This window comes from Pseudomonas sp. GXM4 (assembly GCF_008923895.1).
GTDB lineage: Bacteria > Pseudomonadota > Gammaproteobacteria > Pseudomonadales > Pseudomonadaceae > Aquipseudomonas > Aquipseudomonas atacamensis.
Genome location: NZ_WBRZ01000052.1, coordinates 1 through 24,666 on the forward strand (window position 1 = coordinate 1; position 24,666 = coordinate 24,666).

Below are 24,666 nucleotides of genomic sequence, written 5' to 3' on the forward strand. Positions count from 1 at the left end.
GCGCTGTGTCATTCGATGCAGTAGCCGACTGACCCGCCGCCTTCGCGAGCAGGCTCGCTCCCACATTAATAGACGATCGATTGGCTGCGGTTATTAGACGATTGTCGACAATGCCTATTTATCCTTTGACTGATGCGGTCTTATTGGCTAGTTTTTGCCGAATTGGATTTAAAGGTGTCGACAATCATGCTGGATCAACTCGATCCCCCGGTCATCAGCGGCGACGATTCCGAGACGCTGTCGGAAAACGTCTTCCGCCGCATCCAGGCCGCTATCGTCAAAGGCGAAATCGCCCCGGGCAGCAAGATCTCCGAGCCGGAACTGGCGCGTACTTATGGCATCAGTCGGGGGCCGCTGCGTGAGGCGATCCATCGTCTGGAAGGCCAGCGCCTGCTGGTGCGTGTGCCGCACGTCGGTGCGCGGGTGGTTTCGCTCAGCCATGCCGAATTGATCGAACTCTACGAAATCCGTGAATCCCTCGAAGGCATGGCCTGCCGCCTCGCCGCCGAGCGCATGAGCGTCGAGGAAATCGACGAACTGCGCCGGGTGCTGGAAACCCACGAGCGCGATGCGGCGTTTCAGGCCGGCGTCGGTTACTACCAGCAGGAAGGCGATTTCGACTTTCATTACCGGATCATCCAGGGCAGCGGCAATCGCACGCTGACGCAGATGCTCTGCGGCGAGCTGTATCAACTGGTGCGCATGTACCGCATCCAGTTTTCCACCACGCCGAATCGCCCGCACCAGGCTTTCGCCGAACACCACCGCATTCTCGATGCCATCGCCGACCGTGACGGCGAGCTCGCGGAATTGTTGATGCGCCGCCACATCGGCGCCTCGAAACGCAACATCGCCCGTCACTACGAGGACGGCGCCCACAACAAGACAGCCACTGAACGAGGTGATGCATGACTTCCAACCTGAACACGCCGGGCCAGCGCTTCCGCGATGCGGTCGCCAGCGAGCATCCTTTGCAAGTGGTCGGCGCGATCAACGCCAACCACGCGCTGCTGGCCAAGCGCGCCGGTTTCAAGGCGATCTACCTGTCCGGCGGCGGCGTGGCCGCAGGCTCGCTGGGCGTGCCGGACCTGGGCATCACCGGGCTGGACGACGTGCTCACCGACGTGCGCCGCATCACCGATGTTTGTGACCTGCCGCTGCTGGTGGATGTTGACACCGGTTTTGGCTCGTCGGCCTTCAATGTCGCGCGCACGGTCAAGTCGATGATCAAGTTCGGCGCGGCGGCGATTCACATCGAGGACCAGGTTGGCGCCAAGCGCTGCGGCCATCGCCCCAATAAAGAAATTGTCAGCCAGCAGGAAATGGTCGATCGCATCAAAGCCGCCGTCGATGCCCGTACCGACGACAGCTTCGTGATCATGGCGCGTACCGATGCGCTGGCGGTGGAAGGTCTGGAATCGGCACTCGATCGTGCGGCGGCGTGCATCGAGGCCGGCGCTGACATGATTTTCCCTGAGGCGATTACCGAGCTGGACATGTACAAGCTGTTCGCCAACCGTGTGAAAGCACCGATCCTGGCCAACATCACTGAGTTCGGCGCAACGCCGCTGTACACCACCGAACAACTGGCTGGCGCCGACGTCTCGCTGGTGCTTTACCCGTTGTCGGCGTTCCGTGCGATGAACAAGGCAGCGGAAAACGTCTACACCGCGATCCGCCGCGATGGCACGCAACAGAATGTCATCGACACCATGCAGACTCGCATGGAGCTCTACGATCGTATCGATTACCACACGTTCGAGCAGAAGCTCGATGCGTTGTTTGCTGCGAAAAAATGAAGATCAAAAGATCGCAGCCTGCGGCAGCTCCTACATGAACCGCATTCCCCTGTAGGAGCTGACGAGTGCAACGAGGCTGCGATCTTTTTCCCGCACTCCCTAACAAATTCAAGATTGGAGACAACAATGGCCGAAGCAAAAGTACTCAGTGGCGCCGGGCTCCGTGGCCAGGTAGCCGGGCAAACCGCACTGTCCACCGTGGGCCAGGCCGGAGCCGGGCTGACCTATCGCGGCTACGACGTGCGTGAACTGGCCGCCGATGCGCAATTTGAAGAAGTCGCCTATCTGCTGCTGTACGGCGAACTGCCGACCAAAGCGCAACTGGCCGACTATCAAAGCAAACTGAGCAAGCTGCGCGACCTGCCGCAGGCGCTTAAAGAAGTGCTTGAACGCATTCCTGCCGACGCCCACCCGATGGACGTCATGCGCACCGGTTGCTCATTCCTCGGCAACATCGAACCGGAGAAAGACTTCGCCGAACAGCGCGACAAGACCGACCGTCTGCTCGCCGCGTTCCCGGCGATCATGTGCTACTGGTATCGCTTCAGCCACGACGGCAAGCGCATCGACTGCGTCAGCGACGAGCCAACCATCGGTGGCCACTTCCTGCACTTGCTGCACGGCAAGAAGCCAAGCGAACTGCACGTCAAAGTGATGAACGTGTCGCTGATCCTCTACGCCGAACACGAATTCAACGCCTCGACCTTTACCGCACGGGTTTGCGCTTCGACTTTGTCGGACCTGTACTCGTGCGTGACGGCGGCGATCGGTTCGCTGCGTGGCCCGTTGCACGGCGGCGCCAACGAAGCGGCGATGGAAATGATCGAGCGCTTCTCGTCGCCGGAAGAGGCGATCAAAGGCACCCTCGGCATGCTCGAGCGCAAGGACAAGATCATGGGTTTCGGCCACGCGATCTATAAGGACAGCGACCCGCGCAACGAGGTGATCAAGGGCTGGTCGAAAAAACTCGCGGACGAGGTCGGCGACAAGGTGTTGTTCCCTGTCTCGGAAGCCATCGACAAGACCATGTGGGAGCAGAAGAAACTGTTCCCGAATGCCGACTTCTATCACGCCTCGGCGTACCACTTCATGGGCATCCCGACCAAGCTGTTCACGCCGATCTTCGTCTGCTCGCGCCTGACCGGCTGGGCCGCGCACGTGTTCGAACAACGCGCCAACAACCGCATCATCCGCCCAAGCGCCGAGTACACGGGCGTCGAACAGCGCAAGTTCGTGCCAATCGAACGTCGCTGAATGGTGAGGGCCAAGCGCTGATCCGAGATTCACCGAAGACCCTGTGGGAGCTGGCTTGCCAGCGATGACTGAGTCACATTCAACATTGATGTCGACTGACCCACCGCTATCGCTGGCAAGCCAGCTCCTACAGGGTTCGGGGTGAATTTCAAGGTCGGTGTAACGCCCACCCTTTGCAACCACCGTGACCCGAGTCCTGACCCGATGAACACAGAATTCCGCAAGAACCTGCCCGGCACGCCGCTGGATTACTTCGACACCCGCGCGGCGGTCGAGGCGATTGCGCCTGGCAGCTACGACACCCTGCCGTACACTTCCCGCGTGCTGGCGGAAAACCTTGTGCGTCGCTGCGACCCGGCCACGCTCACCGACTCGCTCAAGCAACTGATCGAACGCAAGCGCGACCTCGATTTCCCGTGGTTCCCGGCGCGGGTGGTCTGCCATGACATTCTCGGCCAGACCGCGCTGGTCGACCTCGCCGGTCTGCGTGACGCCATCGCTTTGCAGGGTGGTGACCCGGCGCAGGTCAACCCGGTGGTGCCGACGCAACTGATCGTCGACCACTCGCTGGCCGTCGAGGCGGGCGGTTTCGATGCCCAGGCCTTCGAGAAGAACCGCGCCATCGAAGATCGCCGCAACGAAGACCGCTTCCACTTCATCAACTGGACCAAAAAGGCCTTCAAGAACGTCGATGTGATCCCGCCGGGCAACGGCATCATGCACCAGATCAACCTGGAGAAAATGTCGCCAGTGATTCAGGTGCGCGAAGGCGTGGCGTTCCCCGACACTTGCGTCGGCACCGACAGCCACACCCCGCACGTCGATGCGCTGGGTGTGATTGCCATCGGCGTCGGCGGCCTTGAAGCCGAGAGCGTGATGCTCGGCCGTGCGTCGTGGATGCGTCTGCCGGAAAGCGTTGGCGTCGAACTGACGGGCAAGCTGCAACCGGGCATCACCGCCACCGACATGGTCCTGGCCCTGACCGAATACCTGCGCAAGCAGAAAGTCGTTGGTGCCTGGCTGGAGTTCTTCGGCGAAGGCGCGGCGGCGCTGACCCTCGGCGACCGCGCGACCATTTCCAACATGGCCCCGGAATACGGCGCCACGGCGGCGATGTTCTACATCGATCAGCAGACCATCGATTACCTGAAACTGACCGGTCGTGAAGACCAGCAGGTTCAATTGGTCGAGCAATACGCCAAGTTGACCGGCCTGTGGGCTGATAGCTTGAAAGGCGCGCAATACGAGCGCGGCCTGACTTTCGATCTGTCCTCGGTGGTGCGCAACATGGCCGGCCCGAGCAACCCGCACGCCCGCGTTGCGGTATCGGATCTGGCGGCCAAAGGCATCTCCGGCCAGTGGGATGACGTGCCGGGGCAAATGCCCGACGGCGCGGTGATCATCGCCGCCATCACCAGTTGCACCAACACCAGCAACCCGCGCAACGTCATCGCCGCTGGCCTGTTGGCGCGCAATGCCAACAAGCTCGGCCTGACGCGCAAGCCGTGGGTCAAATCCTCGCTGGCGCCGGGCTCGAAAACCGTGGCGCTGTACCTCGATGAAGCGGGGCTGACGACTGAGCTGGAACAGCTCGGTTTCGGCGTTGTGGCATTTGCCTGCACCACTTGCAACGGCATGTCCGGCGCCCTCGATCCGCTGATCCAGCAAGAGATCATCGACCGCGATCTGTACGCGACCGCAGTGCTTTCCGGCAACCGCAACTTCGACGGCCGCATTCACCCGTACGCCAAACAGGCATTCCTCGCCTCGCCGCCGCTGGTGGTTGCCTACGCGATCGCCGGGACCATCCGTTTCGATATCGAGAAGGATGTGCTGGGCGTGGTCGATGGCCGGGAAATCCTCCTGAAAGACATCTGGCCGAGCGACGAAGAAATCGATGCGGTGGTGAAGTCGTCGGTCAAGCCTGAGCAGTTCCGTCAGGTCTACATTCCGATGTTCGCCGTGCATGAAGACACCGGGCCGAAAGTCGCGCCGCTGTACGACTGGCGCGAGATGAGCACCTACATCCGCCGTCCGCCGTACTGGGAAGGCGCGCTGGCCGGCGCCCGTCCGCTGAAGGGCATGCGCCCGCTGGCGGTGCTGCCGGACAACATCACCACTGATCACCTGTCGCCATCGAACGCGATCATGCTAGACAGCGCCGCCGGCGAATACCTGGCGAAAATGGGCCTGCCGGAAGAGGACTTCAACTCCTACGCCACTCACCGTGGCGACCACCTGACGGCCCAGCGCGCGACCTTCGCCAACCCGAAACTGTTCAACGAAATGGTCGTGGAAAACGGCAAGGTCAAGCAGGGTTCGCTGGCGCGTGTCGAGCCGGAAGGCCAGGTCATGCGCATGTGGGAAGCCATCGAAACCTACATGCAACGCAAGCAGCCGCTGATCATCATCGCTGGCGCTGACTACGGTCAGGGTTCGTCCCGTGACTGGGCGGCGAAAGGCGTGCGCCTGGCCGGTGTCGAGGCGATTGCCGCTGAAGGTTTCGAGCGCATTCACCGCACCAACCTGGTGGGCATGGGCGTGTTGCCGCTGGAATTCAAACCCGGCACCAACCGCCACACCCTGGCCATCGACGGCAGCGAAACCTACGACGTGATCGGCGAACGCAAACCCCGCGCGGATCTGACGCTGGTGATCAATCGCAAGAACGGCGAGCGCGTCGAAGTGCCGGTGACCTGCCGTCTCGATACCGCTGAAGAAGTGTCGATCTACGAGGCCGGCGGCGTGTTGCAGCGCTTTGCTCAGGACTTCCTCGAAGGCTCGGCGGTCGCCGTTTAAATCAACGTGTGGGCATGGGATTTCAAGTCCCATGCCTTCGGTAAGGAGCACCATGGCTCACGCACCACAAATCAGAATCGCTGCCACCTACATGCGCGGCGGCACCAGCAAAGGCGTGTTCTTCAGCCTCACCGATCTGCCCGAAGCAGCGCAGGTTCCAGGCCCGGCGCGCGACGCTTTGTTGCTGCGAGTGATCGGCAGCCCCGATCCCTACGACAAGCAGATCGACGGCATGGGCGGCGCGACGTCGAGCACCAGCAAAACCGTGATCCTGTCGAAAAGCACCCGCGCCGATCACGACGTCGATTACCTGTTCGGCCAAGTGTCGATCGACAAGCCGTTCGTCGACTGGAGCGGCAACTGCGGCAACCTCTCGGCGGCGGTCGGTTCGTTCGCCATCAGCAACGGTCTGGTCGACGCCAGCCGCATTCCGCACAACGGCGTGGCGGTGGTGCGCGTGTGGCAGGCCAACATCGGTAAGACCATCATCGCCCACGTGCCGATCACCAACGGCGAAGTGCAGGAAACCGGTGATTTCGAGCTCGATGGCGTGACCTTTCCGGCGGCCGAAGTGCAGGTCGAATTCATGGATCCGGCGGCGGAAGAAGAGGGCGGCGGTGGCTCGATGTTCCCCACCGGCAATCTGGTCGATGAGCTCGAGGTTCCGGGTGTCGGCACGTTCAAGGCGACCATGATCAACGCGGGGATCCCGACGATTTTCGTCAACGCCGAAGATATCGGCTACACCGGCACCGAACTGCAAGGCGCGATCAACGGCGATCCGCAAGCGTTGCTGATGTTCGAGACGATTCGTGCTTACGGTGCGTTGCGCATGGGCCTGATCGCCAATCTGGAAGAAGCCGCCAAGCGGCAACACACGCCGAAAGTCGCATTCGTCGCCAAGCCTGCGGATTACGTAGCGTCGAGTGGTAAAGCGATCGCTGCTGGTGATGTGGACCTGCTGGTGCGCGCGTTGTCGATGGGCAAGCTGCATCACGCGATGATGGGCACGGCAGCGGTGGCGATCGGCACGGCGGCAGCGATTTCCGGGACGTTGGTCAATCTTGCTGCTGGTGGGGTTGAGCGCAATGCGGTGCGTTTCGGCCATCCGTCCGGGACGTTGCGCGTGGGCGCTGAGGCGACGCTGGAGAATGGCGAGTGGGTGGTGAAGAAAGCCATCATGAGCCGCAGTGCGCGGGTGCTAATGGAAGGTTACGTCTGCGTGCCCGGCGATTCTTTCTGACTTAACACAAAACCAGGTAGGAGCTGCCGAAGGCTGCGATCTTTTGATCTTGATCGCGAAAAACAAAATCAAAAGATCGCAGCCTTCGGCAGCTCCTACAGGAGTGAATCGAACATGAGCGCCAACGTCGACCTGAACAACCGCCCCGATTACGACGCAGTCCTGCAGGACATCGCCGACTACGTCCTCACCTTCAAGCCCGAATCCGCCGAAGCGCTGAACACCGCGCGCAATTGCCTGATCGACACGCTGGGCTGTGGTCTGCTGGCCCTGCGTTTTCCCGAATGCACGAAACACCTCGGCCCGATCGTCGATGGCACGGTTGTACCGTTCGGTGCACGAGTGCCAGGTACCCCTTATCGCCTCGATCCGGTCAAAGCCGCTTGGGATATCGGCTGCGTTGTCCGCTGGCTCGACTACAACGACACTTGGCTCGCCGCCGAATGGGGGCATCCATCGGACAACCTCGGTGCCATCCTCGCCGTTGCTGATCACCTGTCACAGAAACGCATCGCCAACGGTGAGGCGCCGCTGACGGTCCGCGATGTGCTGGAAGCAATGATCATGGCCCACGAGATTCAAGGCGTGATCGCCCTGGAAAACTCCTTTAACCGCGTAGGACTGGATCACGTCATTCTGGTGAAAGTCGCTTCAACTGCCGTCAGCGCCCGACTGATGGGCGCCAATCGCGAGCAGCTGTTGTCGGCACTGTCCCACGCCTTCGCCGACGGTCAGGCACTGCGCACTTATCGGCATGCGCCGAACGCCGGCTCGCGCAAATCCTGGGCGGCGGGGGATGCGGCGAGTCGTGGCGTGCGTCTGGCCGACATCGCCATGCGCGGCGAGATGGGCATTCCCGGTGTGTTGAGCGCGAAGCAGTGGGGCTTCTACGACGTATCGTTCAGCCACACCAACAACGATCTGGCGCTCAAGCCCGAGGACAAGCGCGCTTTCAGCTTTTCCCGGCCGTTCGGCAGTTACGTGATGGAAAACGTGCTGTTCAAGATCAGTTTCCCCGCCGAATTCCATGCGCAGACGGCGTGCGAGGCGGCGGTGACCTTGCATCCGCTGGTTCGCAATCGCCTGCATGAGATCGACCGCATCGTCATCACCACCCATGAATCGGCGATCCGCATCATTTCCAAGGTCGGCCCGCTCGCCAACGCCGCCGACCGCGATCATTGCCTGCAATACATGACCGCCGTGCCGCTGGCATTCGGCAATCTGGTGGCTGAGCACTACGAAGACGACTTCCACAAGGCGCATCCGATCATCGACGTGCTGCGGGAAAAAATGGTGATTGTCGAAGAACCGCGTTTCAGCCGCGAATACCTTGAGCCCGACAAACGCTCGATTGCCAACGCCGTGCAGGTGTTTTTCAAGGATGGCAGCAGCACCGACAACGTCGTGGTGGAGTACCCGATCGGCCATCGCCGCCGCCGCGCCGAGGGCATTCCGTTGCTGGAGGACAAGTTCAAGGCCAACCTGACCACGCGGTTTGCCGGCCAGCGTTGCGCTGAGATATTTGCGCTCTGTGAGGATCAGGCGCGGCTGGAAGCCACAGCGGTGAATCGATTCATCGATCTGTTTGTGCTCTGACAGACCGCGTTATCGTTCTTCGCGAGCAAGCCCGCTCCCACAGGGAATTGTGATGAACACAGAAATTGTGAACGCCTTCAGAACCTGTGGGAGCGGGCTTGCCCGCGATAGCGTCAGATCAGGCACCGCAAACCTACTTGAACCGCCGCTCAACGCCTTTCTCCACGAGAATCTTCGCCGAAATCTCTTCCACCGAGAAATGCGTGGAATTGATGTGCGGAATGTTCTCGCGGCGGAACAGGTTTTCCACTTCGCGCACTTCGAATTCGCACTGGGCGTAGCTCGAGTAGCGGCTGTTGGGCTTACGCTCATTGCGGATCGCGGTCAGGCGGTCGGGGTCGATGGTCAGGCCGAACAGCTTGTGCTGATGCGCGCGCAGGGCCGTCGGCAGGGTCAGGCGCTCCATGTCGTCTTCGGTCAGCGGATAGTTGGCCGCGCGGATGCCGAACTGCATGGCCATGTACAGACACGTCGGCGTTTTGCCGCATCGCGACACGCCCACTAGTATCAGGTCGGCTTTGTCGTAATAGTGGGTGCGCGCGCCGTCATCGTTGTCGAGGGCGAAGTTCACCGCCTCGATGCGCTCCATGTAATTGGAGTTGTGCCCGATGGAATGGGACTTGCCCACGGTGTAGGAAGAATGCTCGGTGAGCTCCTGTTCGAGCGGCGCGAGGAAGGTCGAGAAAATGTCGATCATGAAACCATTGGACGTTGCGAGAATCTCACGAATGTCCTGATTGACGATGGTGTCGAAGATGATCGGGCGAAAGCCGTCGGTTTCAGCGGCTTTGTTGATTTGTTGTACCATGGCCCGCGCTTTTTCCACGCTGTCGATGTAGGGCCGCGTGAATTTGCTGAAGGTAATGTTTTCGAACTGCGCCAACAGGCTTTGACCCAGGGTTTCGGCGGTAATGCCGGTGCCATCGGAGATGAAGAAAGCAGATCGTTTCATTTGCACCTTGGGCCTTAAGCTAGTAACGAATCTTGGATATGATAGGCGCGATTTGCCGGCCGCCATTGGCCCGCATTCTCACTTATTTTCCAGGTCCAGGCCATACAACCGGCCAAGGCTCCCCCGGGCCGCCGGTTTCTGAGCTTTTCCAACACAGTTAGTGGAGAGATCACCTTGGTAGAGTACGTAGTTTCCCTCGATAAGCTCGGCAAACACGATGTTGAGCATGTGGGGGGCAAGAACGCATCCCTGGGCGAGATGATCAGTAACCTGGCAGGCGCCGGTGTTTCGGTCCCCGGCGGCTTCGCCACGACGGCTCAGGCCTATCGTGACTTCCTCGAACTGAGCGGCCTGAACGAGCAGATCCACAAGGCCCTCGACGCGCTCGACGTCGACGACGTCAATGCCCTGGCCAAGACCGGTGCGCAGATCCGTCAATGGATCATGGACGCCGAATTCCCTGAAAAGCTCAACACCGAGATCCGCACCGCGTTCGCCGCGCTGTCGGCGGGCAATCCTGATGTGGCCGTGGCCGTGCGTTCTTCCGCCACCGCCGAAGACCTGCCGGACGCGTCCTTCGCCGGTCAGCAGGAAACCTTCCTGAACATCCGTGGTGTGGAAAACGTTATCCGCGCCGCCAAAGAGGTGTTCGCTTCGCTGTTCAACGACCGTGCGATTTCCTACCGCGTGCACCAGGGCTTCGACCACAAACTGGTCGCCCTGTCGGCTGGCGTGCAGCGCATGGTGCGTTCGGAAACCGGCACCGCCGGCGTGATGTTCACCCTCGACACCGAATCGGGTTTCCGTGACGTGGTATTCATCACCGGCGCTTACGGCCTGGGCGAAACCGTCGTGCAAGGCGCGGTCAACCCGGATGAGTTCTACGTACACAAAGGCACGCTGGAGGCCGGTCGTCCGGCGATCCTGCGCCGCAACCTGGGCAGCAAAGCCATCAAGATGATCTATGGCGACGAGGCCAAGGCCGGTCGTTCGGTCAAGACTGTCGATGTCGACAAGGCCGAACGCGCGCGTTTCTGCCTGACCGACGCCGAAGTCAGCGAGCTGGCCAAGCAGGCGATGATCATCGAGAAGCACTACGGCTGCCCGATGGACATCGAGTGGGCCAAGGACGGTGACGACGGCAAGCTGTACATCGTGCAGGCGCGTCCGGAAACCGTGAAAAGCCGCACCCAGGCCAACGTCATGGAGCGTTACCTGCTGAAAGAAACCGGCACCGTGCTGGTGGAAGGTCGGGCGATCGGCCAGCGCATCGGCGCCGGCAAAGTACGCATCATCAAAGACGTCTCGGAAATGGACAAAGTCCAGCCGGGCGACGTGCTGGTTTCCGACATGACCGACCCGGACTGGGAACCGGTGATGAAGCGCGCCAGCGCCATCGTCACCAACCGTGGCGGGCGTACCTGCCACGCGGCGATCATCGCCCGTGAGCTGGGCATCCCGGCAGTGGTAGGTTGCGGCAACGCCACCCAGCTGCTGAAGGATGGCCAGGGCGTGACCGTATCCTGCGCCGAAGGCGACACCGGCTACATCTTCGAAGGCGAACTGGGCTTCGACATCAAGAAGAACTCCGTCGACGCCATGCCGGAGCTGCCGTTCAAGATCATGATGAACGTCGGCAATCCGGATCGCGCCTTCGACTTCGCCCAATTGCCGAACGCCGGCGTCGGTCTGGCGCGTCTGGAATTCATCATCAACCGCATGATCGGCGTGCACCCGAAAGCGCTGTTGAACTACGACGGCCTGCCGCAGGAAATCAAGGATAGCGTCGACAAGCGTATTGCCGGTTACAGCGACCCGGTCGACTTCTACGTCGACAAACTGGTGGAAGGCATCAGCACCCTGGCTGCAGCGTTCACGCCGAAAAAAGTCATCGTGCGTCTGTCGGACTTCAAGTCCAACGAATACGCCAACCTGATCGGCGGCAAGCTCTACGAGCCGGAAGAAGAGAACCCGATGCTGGGCTTCCGTGGCGCTTCGCGTTACATCAGCGAATCGTTCCGCGATTGCTTCGAGCTCGAATGCCGCGCATTGAAACGCGTGCGTAACGAGATGGGCCTGACCAACGTGGAAATCATGGTGCCGTTCGTCCGTACTCTGGGCGAAGCCAGCCAGGTGGTCGATCTGCTCGCCGAGAACGGCTTGAAGCGCGGCGAGAACGGTCTGCGCGTGATCATGATGTGCGAACTGCCATCGAACGCGATTCTGGCCGAGGAATTCCTCGAATTCTTCGACGGTTTCTCGATCGGCTCCAACGACCTGACCCAACTGACTTTGGGTCTGGACCGTGACTCCGGGATCATCGCGCACCTGTTCGACGAGCGGAATCCGGCGGTGAAGAAGCTGTTGGCCAACGCCATTCAGGCCTGCAACAAGGCCGGCAAGTACATCGGCATCTGCGGTCAGGGTCCTTCGGACCACCCGGATCTGGCCAAGTGGCTGATGGAACAGGGCATCGAAAGCGTGTCGCTGAACCCGGACACCGTGCTGGAAACCTGGTTCTTCCTCGCCGAAGGCCAGGCTTGATCAGTATGTAATTGGCCCGCGCCCCATGTGGGAGCGGGCCTTGAGATTGAAGTAGGGCGGGCTCCAGCGGATGCCGCCCTTTTTTGTGCAAGAGCATTATGCAAAGCAGCAGCAACCTGTTTCCTGTCGCGCTGATCAGCGCCGAGCGGCGCGGCGATCTGAGCGAAGACGTCTATCGATTGAAACCCGGCAACAGCCCGGACTGGTCCGTGGAAATCGCCGTCACCCGTTTGGGCATGGCCGATGACACGGCGCCACGCGGCGTGCCGGTGATTCTGTTGCACGGCAGCTTTTCCAATCGGCGCTTCTGGTTTTCCCCAAAAGGCCTCGGTCTCGGCGCGTATCTGACGCGGCTGGGCTTCGACGTGTGGATTCCGGAAATGCGCGGTCACGGCCTGTCCCAGCGCAACGAAGACTATCGGCGCAACCGCGTGGCCGATTATGCCCGTTACGATCTGCCGGCGATTGCCGCGTTCGTGCGTGAGCAGAGCGGACAGATCCCGCACTGGATCGGCCATTCGCTCGGCGGCATTACCCTGGCGGCGGCGCTCGGTGGCGAATATCTCGGCGAACCGGCCGTGGCCTCGGCGGCGTTTTTCGGCACGCAGGTCAGCCGCACCTACTGGCCGTTGAAAATCCCACCGGTGGAGTGGGGCGGGCGCTTTATTCTCAAGCGTTTCGCGCAGTTGTCCGGCTCACGCCTCAAACGCGGCCCGGAAGACGAGCCGATCGGCCTGGCCATCGAAAGCATGCGCTGGTACGGCTTGTTCGGCCGCTTCGGCGACAAGGACAAGGACTGGTGGGCCGGACTTGCCGAGGTGCAGGTGCCGGTGTTGGCCGTGACCGCAGCGGGCGATCATCAGGATCCGGCATGGGCCTGCCGCAAGCTGTTCGAGCAGATCGGCTCCGAGCACAAGCAGTTCATCAATCTGGGCCGCGAGCAGGGCTTCTCGGATAATTTCGGCCATGTCGAAATGCTGGTGAGCAAAGCAGCGCAGGCTGAAGTGTGGCCGCTGGTGGCGCGCTGGTTGAAGGATCAGCAGACACCGTTGCTTGAGCAGCCAGCGAATCTGGCCGCCGCAGTGTGAGGGGCGTTCCGTTCAGCCTGGCTTGCGGCTAAGATATGACGCATTGTGCGGTTCCAGTCATATTTCGTGACTGTTTAGCGATAACGTTTCAGCCGCGGTTCAGGTTCGCTCAGCGACCATGGCGTGGACTAAGGTAAACAGCGATCGCCGGAACTCGTCTCATCAGAATGCGGCATCCTTGATCGTCTTCCTTGTTACAGGAGTTTTTCGATGGAACATTACCTTACGCCTGACCTGTGCGACGCCTACCCGGAACTGGTGCAGGTGCTGGAACCGATGTTCAGCAATTTCGGCGGCCGGGATTCCTTCGGTGGCGAAATCGTGACCATCAAATGCTTCGAAGACAATTCGCTGGTCAAGGAGCAGGCCGAACTCAACGGCAAAGGCAAAGTGCTGGTGGTCGATGGCGGCGGTTCGCTGCGCCGCGCCCTGCTGGGCGACATGATCGCCGCCAAGGCCGCGCAGAACGGCTGGGAAGGGCTGGTGATCTACGGTTGCATCCGTGACGTCGACGTCATTGCGCAGACCGATCTCGGCGTGCAGGCGCTGGCCAGCCATCCGATGAAAACCGACAAGCGCGGCATTGGCGACCTCAACGTCCCGGTGACTTTCGCCGGCGTGACGTTCCACCCGGGCCAGTACATTTATGCGGACAACAACGGCGTGATCGTTTCGCCGACTCCGCTGAAAATGCCTGAATAAGGTTTTCGACAAGGGATGCGGATGTTCGAGGAAGAAAACGCGCAATGGGGGCTGGTGCATGCCCTGGTGCTGGATGGCAAGGGTGGTGCGCGTTCGATAGCCCGGACTGAGCTCGACGATTTGCAGCTGCAGGCCCATGAAAGCCTTTGGTTGCACTGGGATCGCAGCCATCCGCAGACCCGTACCTGGCTGCGCAAATCCAGCGGGCTCAATGAATTCACCTGCGATCTGTTGCTGGAAGAGAACACCCGCCCGCGTCTGTTGCCATTGCCCGACTCCGAGCTGCTGCTGTTTCTGCGCGGGGTCAATCTCAACCCGGGCGCCGAGCCGGAAGACATGGTCTCGGTGCGGATTTTCGCCTCGGCTCAGCGGGTGATTTCCCTGCGCTTGCGTCCGTTGCGGGCTACGGATGAGTTGCTGGCGCTGCTGGTTGAGGGCAAAGGGCCGAAAACTTCCTCGGAATTGATGCTGTATCTGGCGCAGTTCCTCACCAATAAAGTGCAGGATCTGGTTGCGTGCCTGTCGGAAGTGGTCGATGAAGAGGAAGAAAAACTCGACGCCGACGAACGGTATACCCCCGAGCACGGGGCCATTTTGCACATCCGCCGCAGAGCCGCTGGGCTGAAGCGTTTTCTCGCCCCACAGCGGGATATTTTCGGACAGCTGACGCGGATCAAACTGCCGTGGTTCGTCGAAGACGACGCCGACTACTGGAACGAATTGAACAACAGCCTGACCCGTTATCTGGAAGAGCTGGAATTGACTCGAGAGCGCGTGGGGCTTGTGCTGGAGGCCGAAGACCGGCGTTTGAGCGTGCACATGAACCGCACCATGTATCGCTTCGGCATCATTACCTGCATCTTTTTGCCGATGAGTTTCATCACCGGTCTGCTCGGGATAAATGTCGGCGGTATTCCGTTCGCCGAAAGCCCGTATGGCTTCCTGATCGCCTGTCTGACGGTGCTCGCCCTGGCATGCGGCCAGTGGTGGTTGTTCCGTCGATTGCGCTGGGTGTGAACATGGCGCATGTGACCCGAGCAAATCTGCCCGCGTCTTTCACAGACATCACGAGAGGTGCGTATGCACGATCCGTTTGAACAGTCTTTGCGCGACATGCTCAACGCTTCGCCGTCCAGCCGCGACGACGATGCGTGCCTGGGCCGCGTACTCAAAACCGCCAACCGCCAGGTCGGCGCCGGTGATCTGTTCAGCCTGCTGGGCCGCTGGCTGCCCGCGCTGATGATCGCCCTGAACAATGGCTCGGCGCATGTCTCGCCGGTTTCCCGTCTTCGTAAAACTACCGCTCGCACTGCTGATAAGGCTGATTGAATATGGAACTTGATCTCTGGACTCAGAGCCTCGTCACTGCAATGACTGCGTTGTGGACCAAAGTCGCTAACTTCATTCCGAACCTGTTCGGCGCACTGGTTGTGCTGCTGTTGGGTTTCGTCGTGGCCAAGCTGCTCGACACCTTGCTCTCCAAATTGCTCGCAAAACTGGGCCTCGATCGCCTGATGGGCGGCACCGGGCTGACCAAGCTGATGTCGCGTGCCGGGCTGCAGGTGCCGATCTCGACGCTGATCGGTAAAATCGTCTACTGGTTCGTTCTGCTGATTTTTCTGGTTTCTGCGGCAGAATCCCTTGGCCTCGAGCGAGTTTCAGCTACGCTGGACATGCTGGCGTTGTATCTGCCGAAAGTATTCGGCGCCGCGCTGGTGTTGCTGGTCGGGGTCCTGTTGGCGCAACTGGCCAACGGGCTGGTGCGCGGCGCAGCAGAAGGCGTAGGCCTGGACTACGCTTCGGGGTTGGGGCGGATCGCGCAGGGGCTGGTGATCATCATCAGCATCTCGGTTGCGATCAGCCAGCTCGAGGTCAAGACTGACCTGCTGAACCATGTGATTGTTATCGTATTGATTACCGTTGGTCTGGCAGTTGCGCTGGCCATGGGTTTGGGAAGCCGGGAAATTGCCGGTCAGATTCTTGCGGGAATCTATGTGCGTGAGCTGTACGAGGTTGGGCAACAAGTGCGTGTTGGCGAGGTCGAAGGCCAGATCGAAGAGATCGGCACGGTTAAAACCACATTGCTGACCGATGAGGGTGAGCTAGTCTCTCTCTCCAATCGGATCCTGCTGGAACAGCATGTGAGTAGCCGCTAAACCGGCAAACCCTGCTAATGTATGCCGCCGCAAAATGCCAGCCGAGGCTGGTTGTGGCGGACATTGACCTGACTGTCGGCACGACTTGTTTTGAATAAAGCCCAACCGCTATCCACGCGCTACGACCCCCGCGAGCTCTCTGATGAGGAGTTGGTCGCGCGCTCGCATACCGAGCTGTTTCACGTAACGCGCGCCTACGAAGAGTTGATGCGGCGTTACCAGCGAACATTATTTAACGTCTGCGCGAGATATCTTGGGAACGATCGCGACGCAGACGATGTCTGTCAGGAAGTGATGCTGAAGGTGCTGTACGGCCTGAAGAACTTCGAGGGGAAATCGAAGTTCAAAACCTGGCTTTACAGCATCACTTACAACGAATGCATCACGCAGTATCGGAAGGAACGGCGTAAGCGTCGCTTGATGGACGCTCTCAGTCTGGACCCTCTTGAAGAAGCGTCTGAAGAAAAGGCGCCGAAGCCGGAGGAGAAGGGTGGGCTTGATCGCTGGCTGGTGTATGTGAATCCGATTGACCGCGAAATTCTGGTGCTACGATTTGTCGCAGAGCTGGAGTTTCAGGAGATCGCAGACATCATGCACATGGGTTTGAGTGCGACAAAAATGCGTTACAAACGCGCTCTAGATAAATTGCGTGAGAAATTTGCAGGCATTGCTGAAACTTAGTTCAGCGCAAATATCTCTTACGTGTAGGCAAGTTCTGATAGACTTGCCGCCGAGTTGTCCCCCGGTTTGCGGGACTGCTTCACAATCACCAGATGGGGATTTAACGGATGAAACTGAAAAACACCTTGGGCTTGGCCATTGGTTCTCTGATTGCCGCCACTTCGATCGGCGCTCTGGCACAAGGCCAAGGCGCAGTTGAAATCGAAGGCTTCGCTAAGAAAGAACAATTCGACAGCGCTCGTAACTTCAAGAACAACGGCAACCTGTTCGGCGGTTCGATCGGTTACTTCCTGACCGACGACGTTGAACTGCGTCTGGGCTACGACGAAGTGCACAACGTACGTGCCGACGATGGCAAGAACGTCAAAGGCGCTAACACCGCTCTGGACGCTCTGTACCACTTCAACAACCCAGGCGACATGATTCGTCCATACGTTTCGGCCGGTTTCTCTGACCAGAGCATCGACCAGAACGGTTCGAACGGTCGTAACCGTTCCACCTTCGCCAACGTTGGCGGCGGTGCCAAGCTGTACTTCACCGAGAACTTCTACGCCCGTGCCGGCGTTGAAGCTCAGTACAACATCGACCAGGGCGACACCGAGTGGGCTCCTAGCGTCGGTATCGGTGTGAACTTCGGTGGCGGCTCCAAGCCAGCTGCTGCTCCAGTTCCAGCACCTGCTGAAGTCTGCTCCGACAGCGACAACGATGGCGTTTGCGACAACGTTGACAAGTGCCCGGACACCCCAGCCAACGTAACCGTTGACGCTGATGGCTGCCCAGCAGTTGCTGAAGTTGTTCGTGTTGAGCTGGACGTGAAATTCGACTTCGACAAGTCGGTAGTCAAGCCAAACAGCTACGGCGACATCAAGAACCTGGCTGACTTCATGAAGCAGTACCCATCCACCACCACTACTGTTGAAGGTCACACTGACTCCGTCGGTCCTGACGCTTACAACCAGAAACTGTCCGAGCGTCGTGCAAACGCCGTTAAGCAAGTTCTGACCAACCAGTACGGTGTTGAATCGTCCCGCGTTCAGTCTGTTGGCTACGGCGAATCCCGCCCAGTTGCTGACAACAAAACTGACGCTGGCCGCGCTGTAAACCGTCGCGTAGAAGCGCAGGTTGAAGCTCAAGCTAAGTAATTAGCTGCCGCTGATGGAAAAGCCCGGCTCAGGCCGGGCTTTTCTTTGCCTGCGATTTGGCTTCGCCCCTTAAAGCGCCTGCGCGTTGTACGCCGTCCCGGAGCTGCCGAAGGCTGCGATCTTTTGCTCTTGAGCAGCGGCCGCCACCGCGCCAATCACCAGAATCGCCGGGCTCTTCAATTCAAACGCCAAGGCATCCTCAGCCATCGCAGTCAAATCACTGCGACATTCACGCTGATGCGCCAAAGAGGCGTTTTCGATCATCGCCACTGGCGTATGCGCCGCCATTCCTCCGGCCAACAGCTGATCACGAATCTCGCCCAGCTTGGCCACGCCCATGTAAACCACCAGCGTCGTCCCGCCTTGCGCCAGCGCCTGCCAGTTCAACTGGCTGTCATCCTGGGTGTGCGCAGTCACCAACGTTACTCCGCGTGCCACGCCACGCAACGTCAGCGGAATATCGCATTGCGTCGCCCCGGCCAGACCGGCGGTGATGCCATTGACCAGTTCCACTTCAATCCCGCGCTCGCGCAACCACTGCGCTTCTTCGCCACCGCGCCCGAAAATACACGGATCGCCGCCCTTCAGGCGCACCACGCATTTGCCCTGGCGCGCATAACGCAGCATCAGCCGATGGATAAACGCCTGCGGGGTCGAACGGCAGCCGCCGCGTTTGCCCACCGGGATCACCCGCGCAGCCGGGCAGTGCTCCAGCACGGCGTCGTTGACCAGATCATCGATCATCACCACATCGGCCTCGCGCAACGCCCGCACCGCTTTGAGCGTCAACAACTCCGGATCGCCAGGGCCTGCGCCCACCAGCCAGACTTTCGCATTCATGGTGTTGTCCTCGTTAAATGACCGCGACCGGCCGCGCTTCGGCAGCCAGCAGACGCTTGATTTCCGGCACGCAGGAACCGCATTGCGTACCGCATCGGAGATTGTTTTTCAGGCCTTGCAGATCCAGTCCCTGGCGAATGCCGGCGCAGACTGCGTTGAGGCTGACGTTTTCGCAATTGCACAAGGTCTTGTCGGTCGCAATGGCGCCGACAGCGCCCGGCGGCGCGCTCATCGGCGCGAGCAGCCAGCGCCGCAGTTGTTGGTCGGCGCGGCCCTCCAGCCACAGGCTTTGCAGCCAGTGTTGCGCAAGGGTTTCGCCGGCCAGGCGAATCGCAGTGATACGGCCGTTCTCGATGCGCACCCGCTTGCCAATGGCGCGACGCGGATCGTCATAGGCCAGAACCGGGCCATCCAGCAAGGACAGGCATTGGTCGATCTCGCCCAGCAGCTGTGGATCCGGCGCCTGGCCGTGTGCAGCGCGTATCAGCAACGCTGGCCGCTCACGACCGACAAGGCTGAGGCTGACGTAGGAAAACGCCTCACACAGCGGTCGTAGCGTCTCGTAATGCCGCTGAACATCACCCTCGATCAAAGCGAACAGTTGCCACGGCAGGTTGACTGCCTCCAGACGCACGCCGCTGTGCTTGAGCTCCGGTTGCCTGGACAGCGGATCAAACGCCGGCAAGGTCAGCGTGTTGACGCCGCCCTTGAGATAGCGATCGCCCCAGTGCATCGGCAGGAACGCCTGGCCCGGACGCACGCTGTCGTCGCTGCCGACCGCAACAATCACCGCGCCACGGCGGCTTTTCAGATTGACCAGATCGCCGGGCTGCAAGCGGTGCCGCCGCATTTCGTCCGGGTGCAGGCTCAGCACGGCTTCGCTGACGTGGCCGAACAATTGCGCGGCGGTGCCGGTGCGGCTCATGCCGTGCCACTGGTCACGCAGGCGGCCGGTGATCAAAGTCAGCGGGAAGCGCGCGTCGCGTTGTTCCTTGGCGGCGCGGTACGGATCGGCAATGAACTGCGCGCGGCCATTGGCTGTAGGGAAAATGCCGTCGCCGTACAAGCGTGGCGTGCCTTGCCGGGCGCCGGCAGGGAAGGGCCATTGCTGCGGACCGATCTCGTCGATCAAGGCATGACTGATCCCGGACAGATCCAGGTCTCGCCCACGGGTCAGCGCTTTGAATTCATCAAACAACTGCGAAGGTTGATCGAAAGCGAACAGACTTGGCTGCCTGGGGCGCAGACGTTTCTCCAGACGCTGTGCGAAATCCACCGTGATTGCCCAGTCCGGCCGCGCTTCGCCCGGTGCGACAACCGCTTTGCGCACGTGGGAAATGCGCCGCTCGGAGTTGGTCACCGAACCTTCTTTCTCGCCCCAACTGGCGGCGGGTAACAGCAGGTCGGCAAACGCTGCGGTTTCGGTGGTGCGAAAGGCTTCCTGCAATACCACAAAAGGGCAGGCCTCAAGCGCTGCGCGGACTGCGCTCTGATCAGGCATCGATTGCGCCGGATTGGTACAGGCAATCCACAGCGCTTTGATTTTGCCGCTGCGCAGGTTTTCGAACAGTTCGATGGCGCTCAGGCCCGGCGCCTCGGGCAAGCTATCCACGCCCCAATACGCCGCCACCTCGGCGCGATGTTCCGCGTTGGCGGCATCGCGATGGCCCGGCAGCAGATTGGACAGACTGCCGGTTTCCCGTCCGCCCATGGCGTTTGGCTGACCGGTGAGGGAGAAAGGTCCTGCACCGGGCCGGCCGATTTGCCCGGTGGCCAGGTGCAGATTGATCAGCGCGCTGTTCTTTGCGCTGCCGGCGGTGGACTGATTCAGGCCCATGCACCACAGCGACAGGAAGCTCGGCGCAGTGCCGACCCATTCTGCGCATTGCTGCAGTTGCTCGATGCTGATGCCGCACAGTTGCGAAACCATCTGCGGGGTGTAATCGCGCACCAGCGTCTTGAGTTCGGCGAGGCCTTCGGTGTGCGCCTTGATGAAATCGCGATCGATCCAGTCTTCCCACAGCAGCAGATGCAAAATCCCATGGAACAAGGCGACATCGGTGCCCGGAAGAATCGCCAGGTGCAGGTCAGCCAAATCGCAGGTGTCCGTGCGACGCGGGTCGATAACGATGACTTTCATCTGCGGGCGACGGGATTTGGCTTCCTCCAGTCGACGGAAAAGTACCGGATGGGCGTAGGCCATGTTACTGCCGACGATCATCACGCAGTCGCTGAGCTCCAGGTCTTCGTAACTGCACGGCGGCGCGTCGGCGCCGAGGCTGCGTTTGTAGCCGACCACCGCCGAAGACATGCACAGCCGCGAATTGCTGTCGATGTTGTTGGTGCCGACCAGCGCCCGCGCCAGTTTGTTGAAGGCGTAGTAGTCCTCGGTGAGCAACTGCCCGGAGATGTAGAACGCCACGCTGTCCGGGCCGTGTTCGGCGATGGTTTCGGCAAACACGTTGGTCGCGTGGTCGAGGGCGGTATCCCAGTCAGTACGGCTGCGCGCCAGGCCTTTGCCCAGGCGCAGTTCCGGGTACAAGGCGCGGGTGGCGAGGTCGCCGGTCAGGTGCAGCGTCGAGCCTTTGCTGCACAGTTTGCCGAAGTTGGCCGGGTGCGCCGGATCGCCGCTGACGCCGAGGATGCGCTCGCCGTCATGCTCGATCAGTACGCCGCAGCCGACCCCGCAGTAACAGCAGGTCGAGGCGGTCGTCTGGCGGTTCATCAGATGGCGTCCCGCAGGGCCAGTTGCACCCGGCCGTTCTCGACCCGCGCCGGATGGTGATGGGCACAGCCGATGTCCGGCGCCTGAGCTTCGCCGGTTTCCAGGTTGATCTGCCAGTTGTGCAGTGGGCAGGCCACGCGCTTGCCATAGATCAGGCCCTGCGACAGCGGGCCGCCCTTGTGCGGGCAGCGGTCATCGAGGGCGAAAACCTCGTCGTCGCTTGTACGAAAAATCGCGATGTCTCCTTTCGGCCCGGCAATGATCCGCGAACCGAGGGCGTTGATCTCTTCCAGCGCACAGATATCGAGCCAGTTCATGCCGGCACCTCCAGGTTTTTCACGGGGATCACGTCGAATTCTTTCTTCAGTTGCGGCTGCGCCAGGCGCTCTTTCCATGGGTCCTGTTCGAACGACAGGGAGAATTGCAGGCGCTCATTCAGGGCCTTACGCCGCTCGGCGTCTTCGAGCACGTTCTTCTTGATGTGCTCCATACCGACCCGTTGCAGGTAGTGCACGGTGCGCTCGAGGTAGAAGGCTTCTTCGCGATACAGCTGCAGGAACGCGCCGTTGTATTCACGGACTTCTTCGGCGGTCTTGAGCTTGACGAAGAACTCGGCGACTTCGGTCTTGATCCCGCCATTGCCACCGATGTACATCTCCCAGCCGGAGTCGACGCCGATAATTCCTACGTCCTTGATGCCCGCTTCCGAGCAGTTGCGTGGGCAGCCGGACACGGCCAGCTTCACTTTGTGCGGCGACCACATGTTGAACAGGTCGTGCTCGAGTTCGATGCCCAGTTGCGTCGAGTTCTGCGTGCCGAAGCGGCAGAACTCGCTGCCGACGCAGGTTTTCACGGTGCGGATGGATTTGCCGTAGGCGTGGCCGGACGGCATGTCGAGGTCTTTCCAGACGCCGGGCAGGTCCTGTTTCTTGATCCCCAGCAAGTCGATCCGCTGACCGCCGGTGACCTTGACCATCGGCACGTTGTACTTGTCGGCCACATCGGCGATCCGCCGCAGTTCCGATGGGTTGGTCACGCCGCCCCACATGCGCGGCACCACCGAATAGGTGCCGTCCTTCTGGATGTTGGCGTGGGCGCGTTCGTTGATCAGACGCGATTGCGGGTCGTCCTTGGCTTCGCCCGGCCAGGTGGAAATCAGGTAGTAGTTGAGCGCCGGGCGACAGGTCGCGCAGCCATTGGGCGTGCGCCAGTTCAGATAACTCATGGTCTCGGCGATGGTCAGCAGGTGTTCCTGACGGATCGCCTGACGAATCTGCCCGTGGTTGAGGTCGCTGCAACCGCAGATGGCTTTTTCGCTTTTCGGTTTGACGTCGGCCGCGCCACCCACTGTATTGATCAGGATCTGTTCAACAAGGCCGGCGCAGGAGCCGCAGGAGCTGGCAGCCTTGGTGTGTTTCTTCACTTCATCGACGCTGAACAGGCCGTGTTCCTGAATCGCCTTGACGATGGTGCCCTTGCACACACCGTTGCAGCCACACACTTCGGCGCTGTCGGCCATGACCATGGCTTTGTCCTGGCCCTGATGTCCTACGTCGCCTAAAGCGTTTTCGCCGAACATGAGGTGATCGCGGATCTCGCCGATGGCGTGATTCTCACGAATCTGCCGGAAATACCAACCGCCATCTGCCGTATCGCCGTACAGACAGGCGCCGACCAGCACGTCATCCTTGATCACCAGTTTTTTGTACACGCCGCCGATCGGGTCGGAGAGGGTGATGGTCTCGGTGCCTTCGCCGCCCATGAAATCGCCGGCGGAGAACAGGTCGATGCCGGTGACTTTCAATTTGGTCGAAGTCACCGAGCCCTGATAGCGAGCGAAACCCAGTTGCGCGAGGTGATTGGCGCAAACCTTGGCTTGTTCGAACAGCGGCGCAACGAGGCCGTAGGCAATGCCGCGATGGCTGGCGCATTCGCCGATTGCGTAGATGCGCGGGTCGTAGGTTTGCAGGGTGTCGTTGACCAGAATCCCGCGATTGCACGGAATGCCGGCCTTTTCTGCCAGTTCGGTGTTGGGGCGGATGCCGGCGGCCATCACCACCAGATCGGCAGGAATGATGTCGCCGTTCTTGAACTGCACCGAACCGACCCGGCCATTGCCGGCATCGTGCAGGGCTTGGGTCTGTTCGCAAAGGCGAAAATGCAGGCCACGGGATTCCAGCGCCGATTGCAGAAGCTGGCCGCTGGTCTTGTCCAGTTGCCGCTCCAGCAGCCATTCGCCGAGGTGCACCACGGTGACGTGCATGCCACGCAGCATCAGGCCATTGGCCGCTTCGAGGCCGAGCAGGCCGCCGCCGATGACTACGGCGTGCTTGTGGGTCCTGGCGGTGTCGATCATGGCCTGGGTGTCGGCGATGTCGCGGTAACCGATCACGCCCTGCAAAGTGTTGCCGGGGATTGGCAGGATGAACGGGGTCGAGCCGGTGGCGATCAGCAGGCGATCGTACTCGGCTTCGGTGCCGTCCTCGGCAATCACTCGGCGTTTGACCCGGTCGATCTCCACCACTTTGCGGTTGAGCAGCAGCTTGATGTTGTTTTGCAGGTACCAGTCGAGGTCGTTGAGGACGATCTCTTCGAACGTCTGCTCACCGGCCAGCACCGGCGACAGCAGGATGCGGTTGTAGTTGGTGTGCGGTTCGGCGCCGAAGACGGTGATGTCGTAGAGCTCGTCGCTCAGCTTGAGCAGTTCTTCCAGGGTACGCACCCCGGCCATGCCATTGCCGATCATCACCAGTTTGAGTTTTTTCATCAGTTTCTCCGGGAGCTGCGGCTGGCCTCTGGTGGGCCGTCGGGCCTTGCTCGACAAATTTTGCGCAACAAAAAAAGGCGTCCCGCTAGTTGCCTAGCGAGGACGCCTTTGTCCTGGTCCCGTTCTCTCGGGAAGCGCAGCCTTCGTCGTTGAAGGTTGGGCTTTATGTATGGTGAAAAGGGTTATGCAGTGGTTGTGCCAACTACGCGAAGCGCGGTTTTATTGGTTAGGCGCGGTTATAGCGTTGATTTTTTGCACCGAATCGAAGCGGGTTGCCCGTTCGTGGAGCGTTCAGGCACATAGAGTTGTGGTGATTGGGCTGACGCCTTCGCGAGCAAGCTCGCTCCCACAGGGGGCTGTGGTGTTCACAAATGC

General features: G+C 60.6%; 19 protein-coding genes. 14 read left to right on the plus strand and 5 right to left on the minus strand.

Features of this window, described 5'->3' with window-relative positions; all coding sequences use genetic code 11:
• Positions 1 to 189 precede the first annotated feature (189 nt).
• The 6 genes from F8N49_RS09830 to prpD all read left to right on the plus strand — a co-directional run bounded on the left by F8N49_RS09830 (position 190) and on the right by prpD (position 8,694).
• Positions 190 to 912, plus strand: a complete 723-nt coding sequence (locus tag F8N49_RS09830) for a GntR family transcriptional regulator (RefSeq protein ID WP_177180867.1) — start codon at positions 190 to 192, stop codon at positions 910 to 912.
• Positions 909 to 1,799, plus strand: a complete 891-nt coding sequence (gene prpB / locus F8N49_RS09835; RefSeq protein WP_041479146.1) for a methylisocitrate lyase — start codon at positions 909 to 911, stop codon at positions 1,797 to 1,799. The genes F8N49_RS09830 and prpB overlap by 4 nt, the downstream gene beginning before the upstream one ends.
• Positions 1,800 to 1,925: 126 nt before the next feature.
• Entirely contained in the window at positions 1,926 to 3,053 is a 1,128-nt protein-coding gene (gene prpC, locus F8N49_RS09840; RefSeq protein WP_122750984.1) for a 2-methylcitrate synthase, read from the plus strand.
• A 204-nt stretch (positions 3,054 to 3,257) separates the two neighbouring features.
• The gene (gene acnD, locus F8N49_RS09845) at positions 3,258 to 5,852 is read left to right on the plus strand and encodes a Fe/S-dependent 2-methylisocitrate dehydratase AcnD (protein WP_151551264.1); all 2,595 of its coding nucleotides are present in this window, start codon (positions 3,258 to 3,260) and stop codon (positions 5,850 to 5,852) included.
• Between the two features lie 52 nt (positions 5,853 to 5,904).
• On the plus strand, positions 5,905 to 7,095 hold the full coding sequence (gene prpF, locus F8N49_RS09850; protein WP_151551267.1) for a 2-methylaconitate cis-trans isomerase PrpF: 1,191 nt from the start codon (positions 5,905 to 5,907) through the stop codon (positions 7,093 to 7,095).
• Between the two features lie 114 nt (positions 7,096 to 7,209).
• Positions 7,210 to 8,694, plus strand: a complete 1,485-nt coding sequence (gene prpD, locus F8N49_RS09860) for a 2-methylcitrate dehydratase (protein ID WP_122750986.1) — start codon at positions 7,210 to 7,212, stop codon at positions 8,692 to 8,694.
• 133 nt (positions 8,695 to 8,827) lie between these two features.
• On the opposite strand, the gene F8N49_RS09865 is transcribed toward prpD, so the two are convergent.
• A complete protein-coding gene (locus F8N49_RS09865) occupies positions 8,828 to 9,646 on the minus strand; it encodes a pyruvate, water dikinase regulatory protein (protein ID WP_016773826.1) in 819 nt (272 codons plus the stop codon).
• 174 nt (positions 9,647 to 9,820) lie between these two features.
• On the opposite strand from F8N49_RS09865, the gene ppsA reads away from it, so the two are divergent.
• The 8 genes from ppsA to F8N49_RS09905 all read left to right on the plus strand — a co-directional run bounded on the left by ppsA (position 9,821) and on the right by F8N49_RS09905 (position 17,959).
• A complete protein-coding gene (gene ppsA / locus F8N49_RS09870) occupies positions 9,821 to 12,190 on the plus strand; it encodes a phosphoenolpyruvate synthase (protein WP_039762994.1) in 2,370 nt (789 codons plus the stop codon).
• Between the two features lie 98 nt (positions 12,191 to 12,288).
• The gene (locus F8N49_RS09875) at positions 12,289 to 13,278 is read left to right on the plus strand and encodes an alpha/beta fold hydrolase (protein WP_151551271.1); all 990 of its coding nucleotides are present in this window, start codon (positions 12,289 to 12,291) and stop codon (positions 13,276 to 13,278) included.
• A 210-nt stretch (positions 13,279 to 13,488) separates the two neighbouring features.
• The gene (gene rraA / locus F8N49_RS09880) at positions 13,489 to 13,980 is read left to right on the plus strand and encodes a ribonuclease E activity regulator RraA (RefSeq protein ID WP_039762996.1); all 492 of its coding nucleotides are present in this window, start codon (positions 13,489 to 13,491) and stop codon (positions 13,978 to 13,980) included.
• 21 nt (positions 13,981 to 14,001) lie between these two features.
• Positions 14,002 to 14,997 carry a zinc transporter ZntB gene (locus tag F8N49_RS09885; RefSeq protein ID WP_151551273.1) on the plus strand — a complete coding sequence of 332 codons (996 nt, stop codon included), beginning with the start codon at positions 14,002 to 14,004 and terminating at the stop codon, positions 14,995 to 14,997.
• A gap of 63 nt (positions 14,998 to 15,060) precedes the next feature.
• Complete coding sequence (locus F8N49_RS09890) at positions 15,061 to 15,309, plus strand: hypothetical protein (protein ID WP_003223293.1); 249 nt, start codon at positions 15,061 to 15,063, stop codon at positions 15,307 to 15,309.
• 2 nt (positions 15,310 to 15,311) lie between these two features.
• Positions 15,312 to 16,136, plus strand: a complete 825-nt coding sequence (locus tag F8N49_RS09895) for a mechanosensitive ion channel domain-containing protein (protein ID WP_016773831.1) — start codon at positions 15,312 to 15,314, stop codon at positions 16,134 to 16,136.
• A 90-nt stretch (positions 16,137 to 16,226) separates the two neighbouring features.
• The gene (gene sigX, locus F8N49_RS09900; RefSeq protein WP_016773832.1) at positions 16,227 to 16,817 is read left to right on the plus strand and encodes an RNA polymerase sigma factor SigX; all 591 of its coding nucleotides are present in this window, start codon (positions 16,227 to 16,229) and stop codon (positions 16,815 to 16,817) included.
• A gap of 107 nt (positions 16,818 to 16,924) precedes the next feature.
• Positions 16,925 to 17,959 carry an OmpA family protein gene (locus F8N49_RS09905; RefSeq protein ID WP_071171582.1) on the plus strand — a complete coding sequence of 345 codons (1,035 nt, stop codon included), beginning with the start codon at positions 16,925 to 16,927 and terminating at the stop codon, positions 17,957 to 17,959.
• Positions 17,960 to 18,028: 69 nt separating this feature from the next.
• Here F8N49_RS09905 and cobA read toward each other — a convergent pair whose 3' ends face one another.
• The 4 genes from cobA to nirB are packed head-to-tail and all read right to left on the minus strand — an operon-like array spanning position 18,029 to position 24,291.
• Positions 18,029 to 18,799 carry a uroporphyrinogen-III C-methyltransferase gene (gene cobA / locus F8N49_RS09910; protein WP_110646907.1) on the minus strand — a complete coding sequence of 257 codons (771 nt, stop codon included), beginning with the start codon at positions 18,797 to 18,799 and terminating at the stop codon, positions 18,029 to 18,031.
• A 13-nt stretch (positions 18,800 to 18,812) separates the two neighbouring features.
• The gene (locus F8N49_RS09915; RefSeq protein ID WP_151551275.1) at positions 18,813 to 21,524 is read right to left on the minus strand and encodes a nitrate reductase; all 2,712 of its coding nucleotides are present in this window, start codon (positions 21,522 to 21,524) and stop codon (positions 18,813 to 18,815) included.
• Positions 21,524 to 21,841 (minus strand): nitrite reductase small subunit NirD, encoded by a 318-nt coding sequence (nirD, locus tag F8N49_RS09920; RefSeq protein ID WP_151551277.1) that lies wholly within the window; start codon positions 21,839 to 21,841, stop codon positions 21,524 to 21,526. The genes F8N49_RS09915 and nirD overlap by 1 nt, the downstream gene beginning before the upstream one ends.
• On the minus strand, positions 21,838 to 24,291 hold the full coding sequence (nirB, locus tag F8N49_RS09925) for a nitrite reductase large subunit NirB (protein WP_151551279.1): 2,454 nt from the start codon (positions 24,289 to 24,291) through the stop codon (positions 21,838 to 21,840). The genes nirD and nirB overlap by 4 nt, the downstream gene beginning before the upstream one ends.
• Positions 24,292 to 24,666 lie beyond the last annotated feature (375 nt).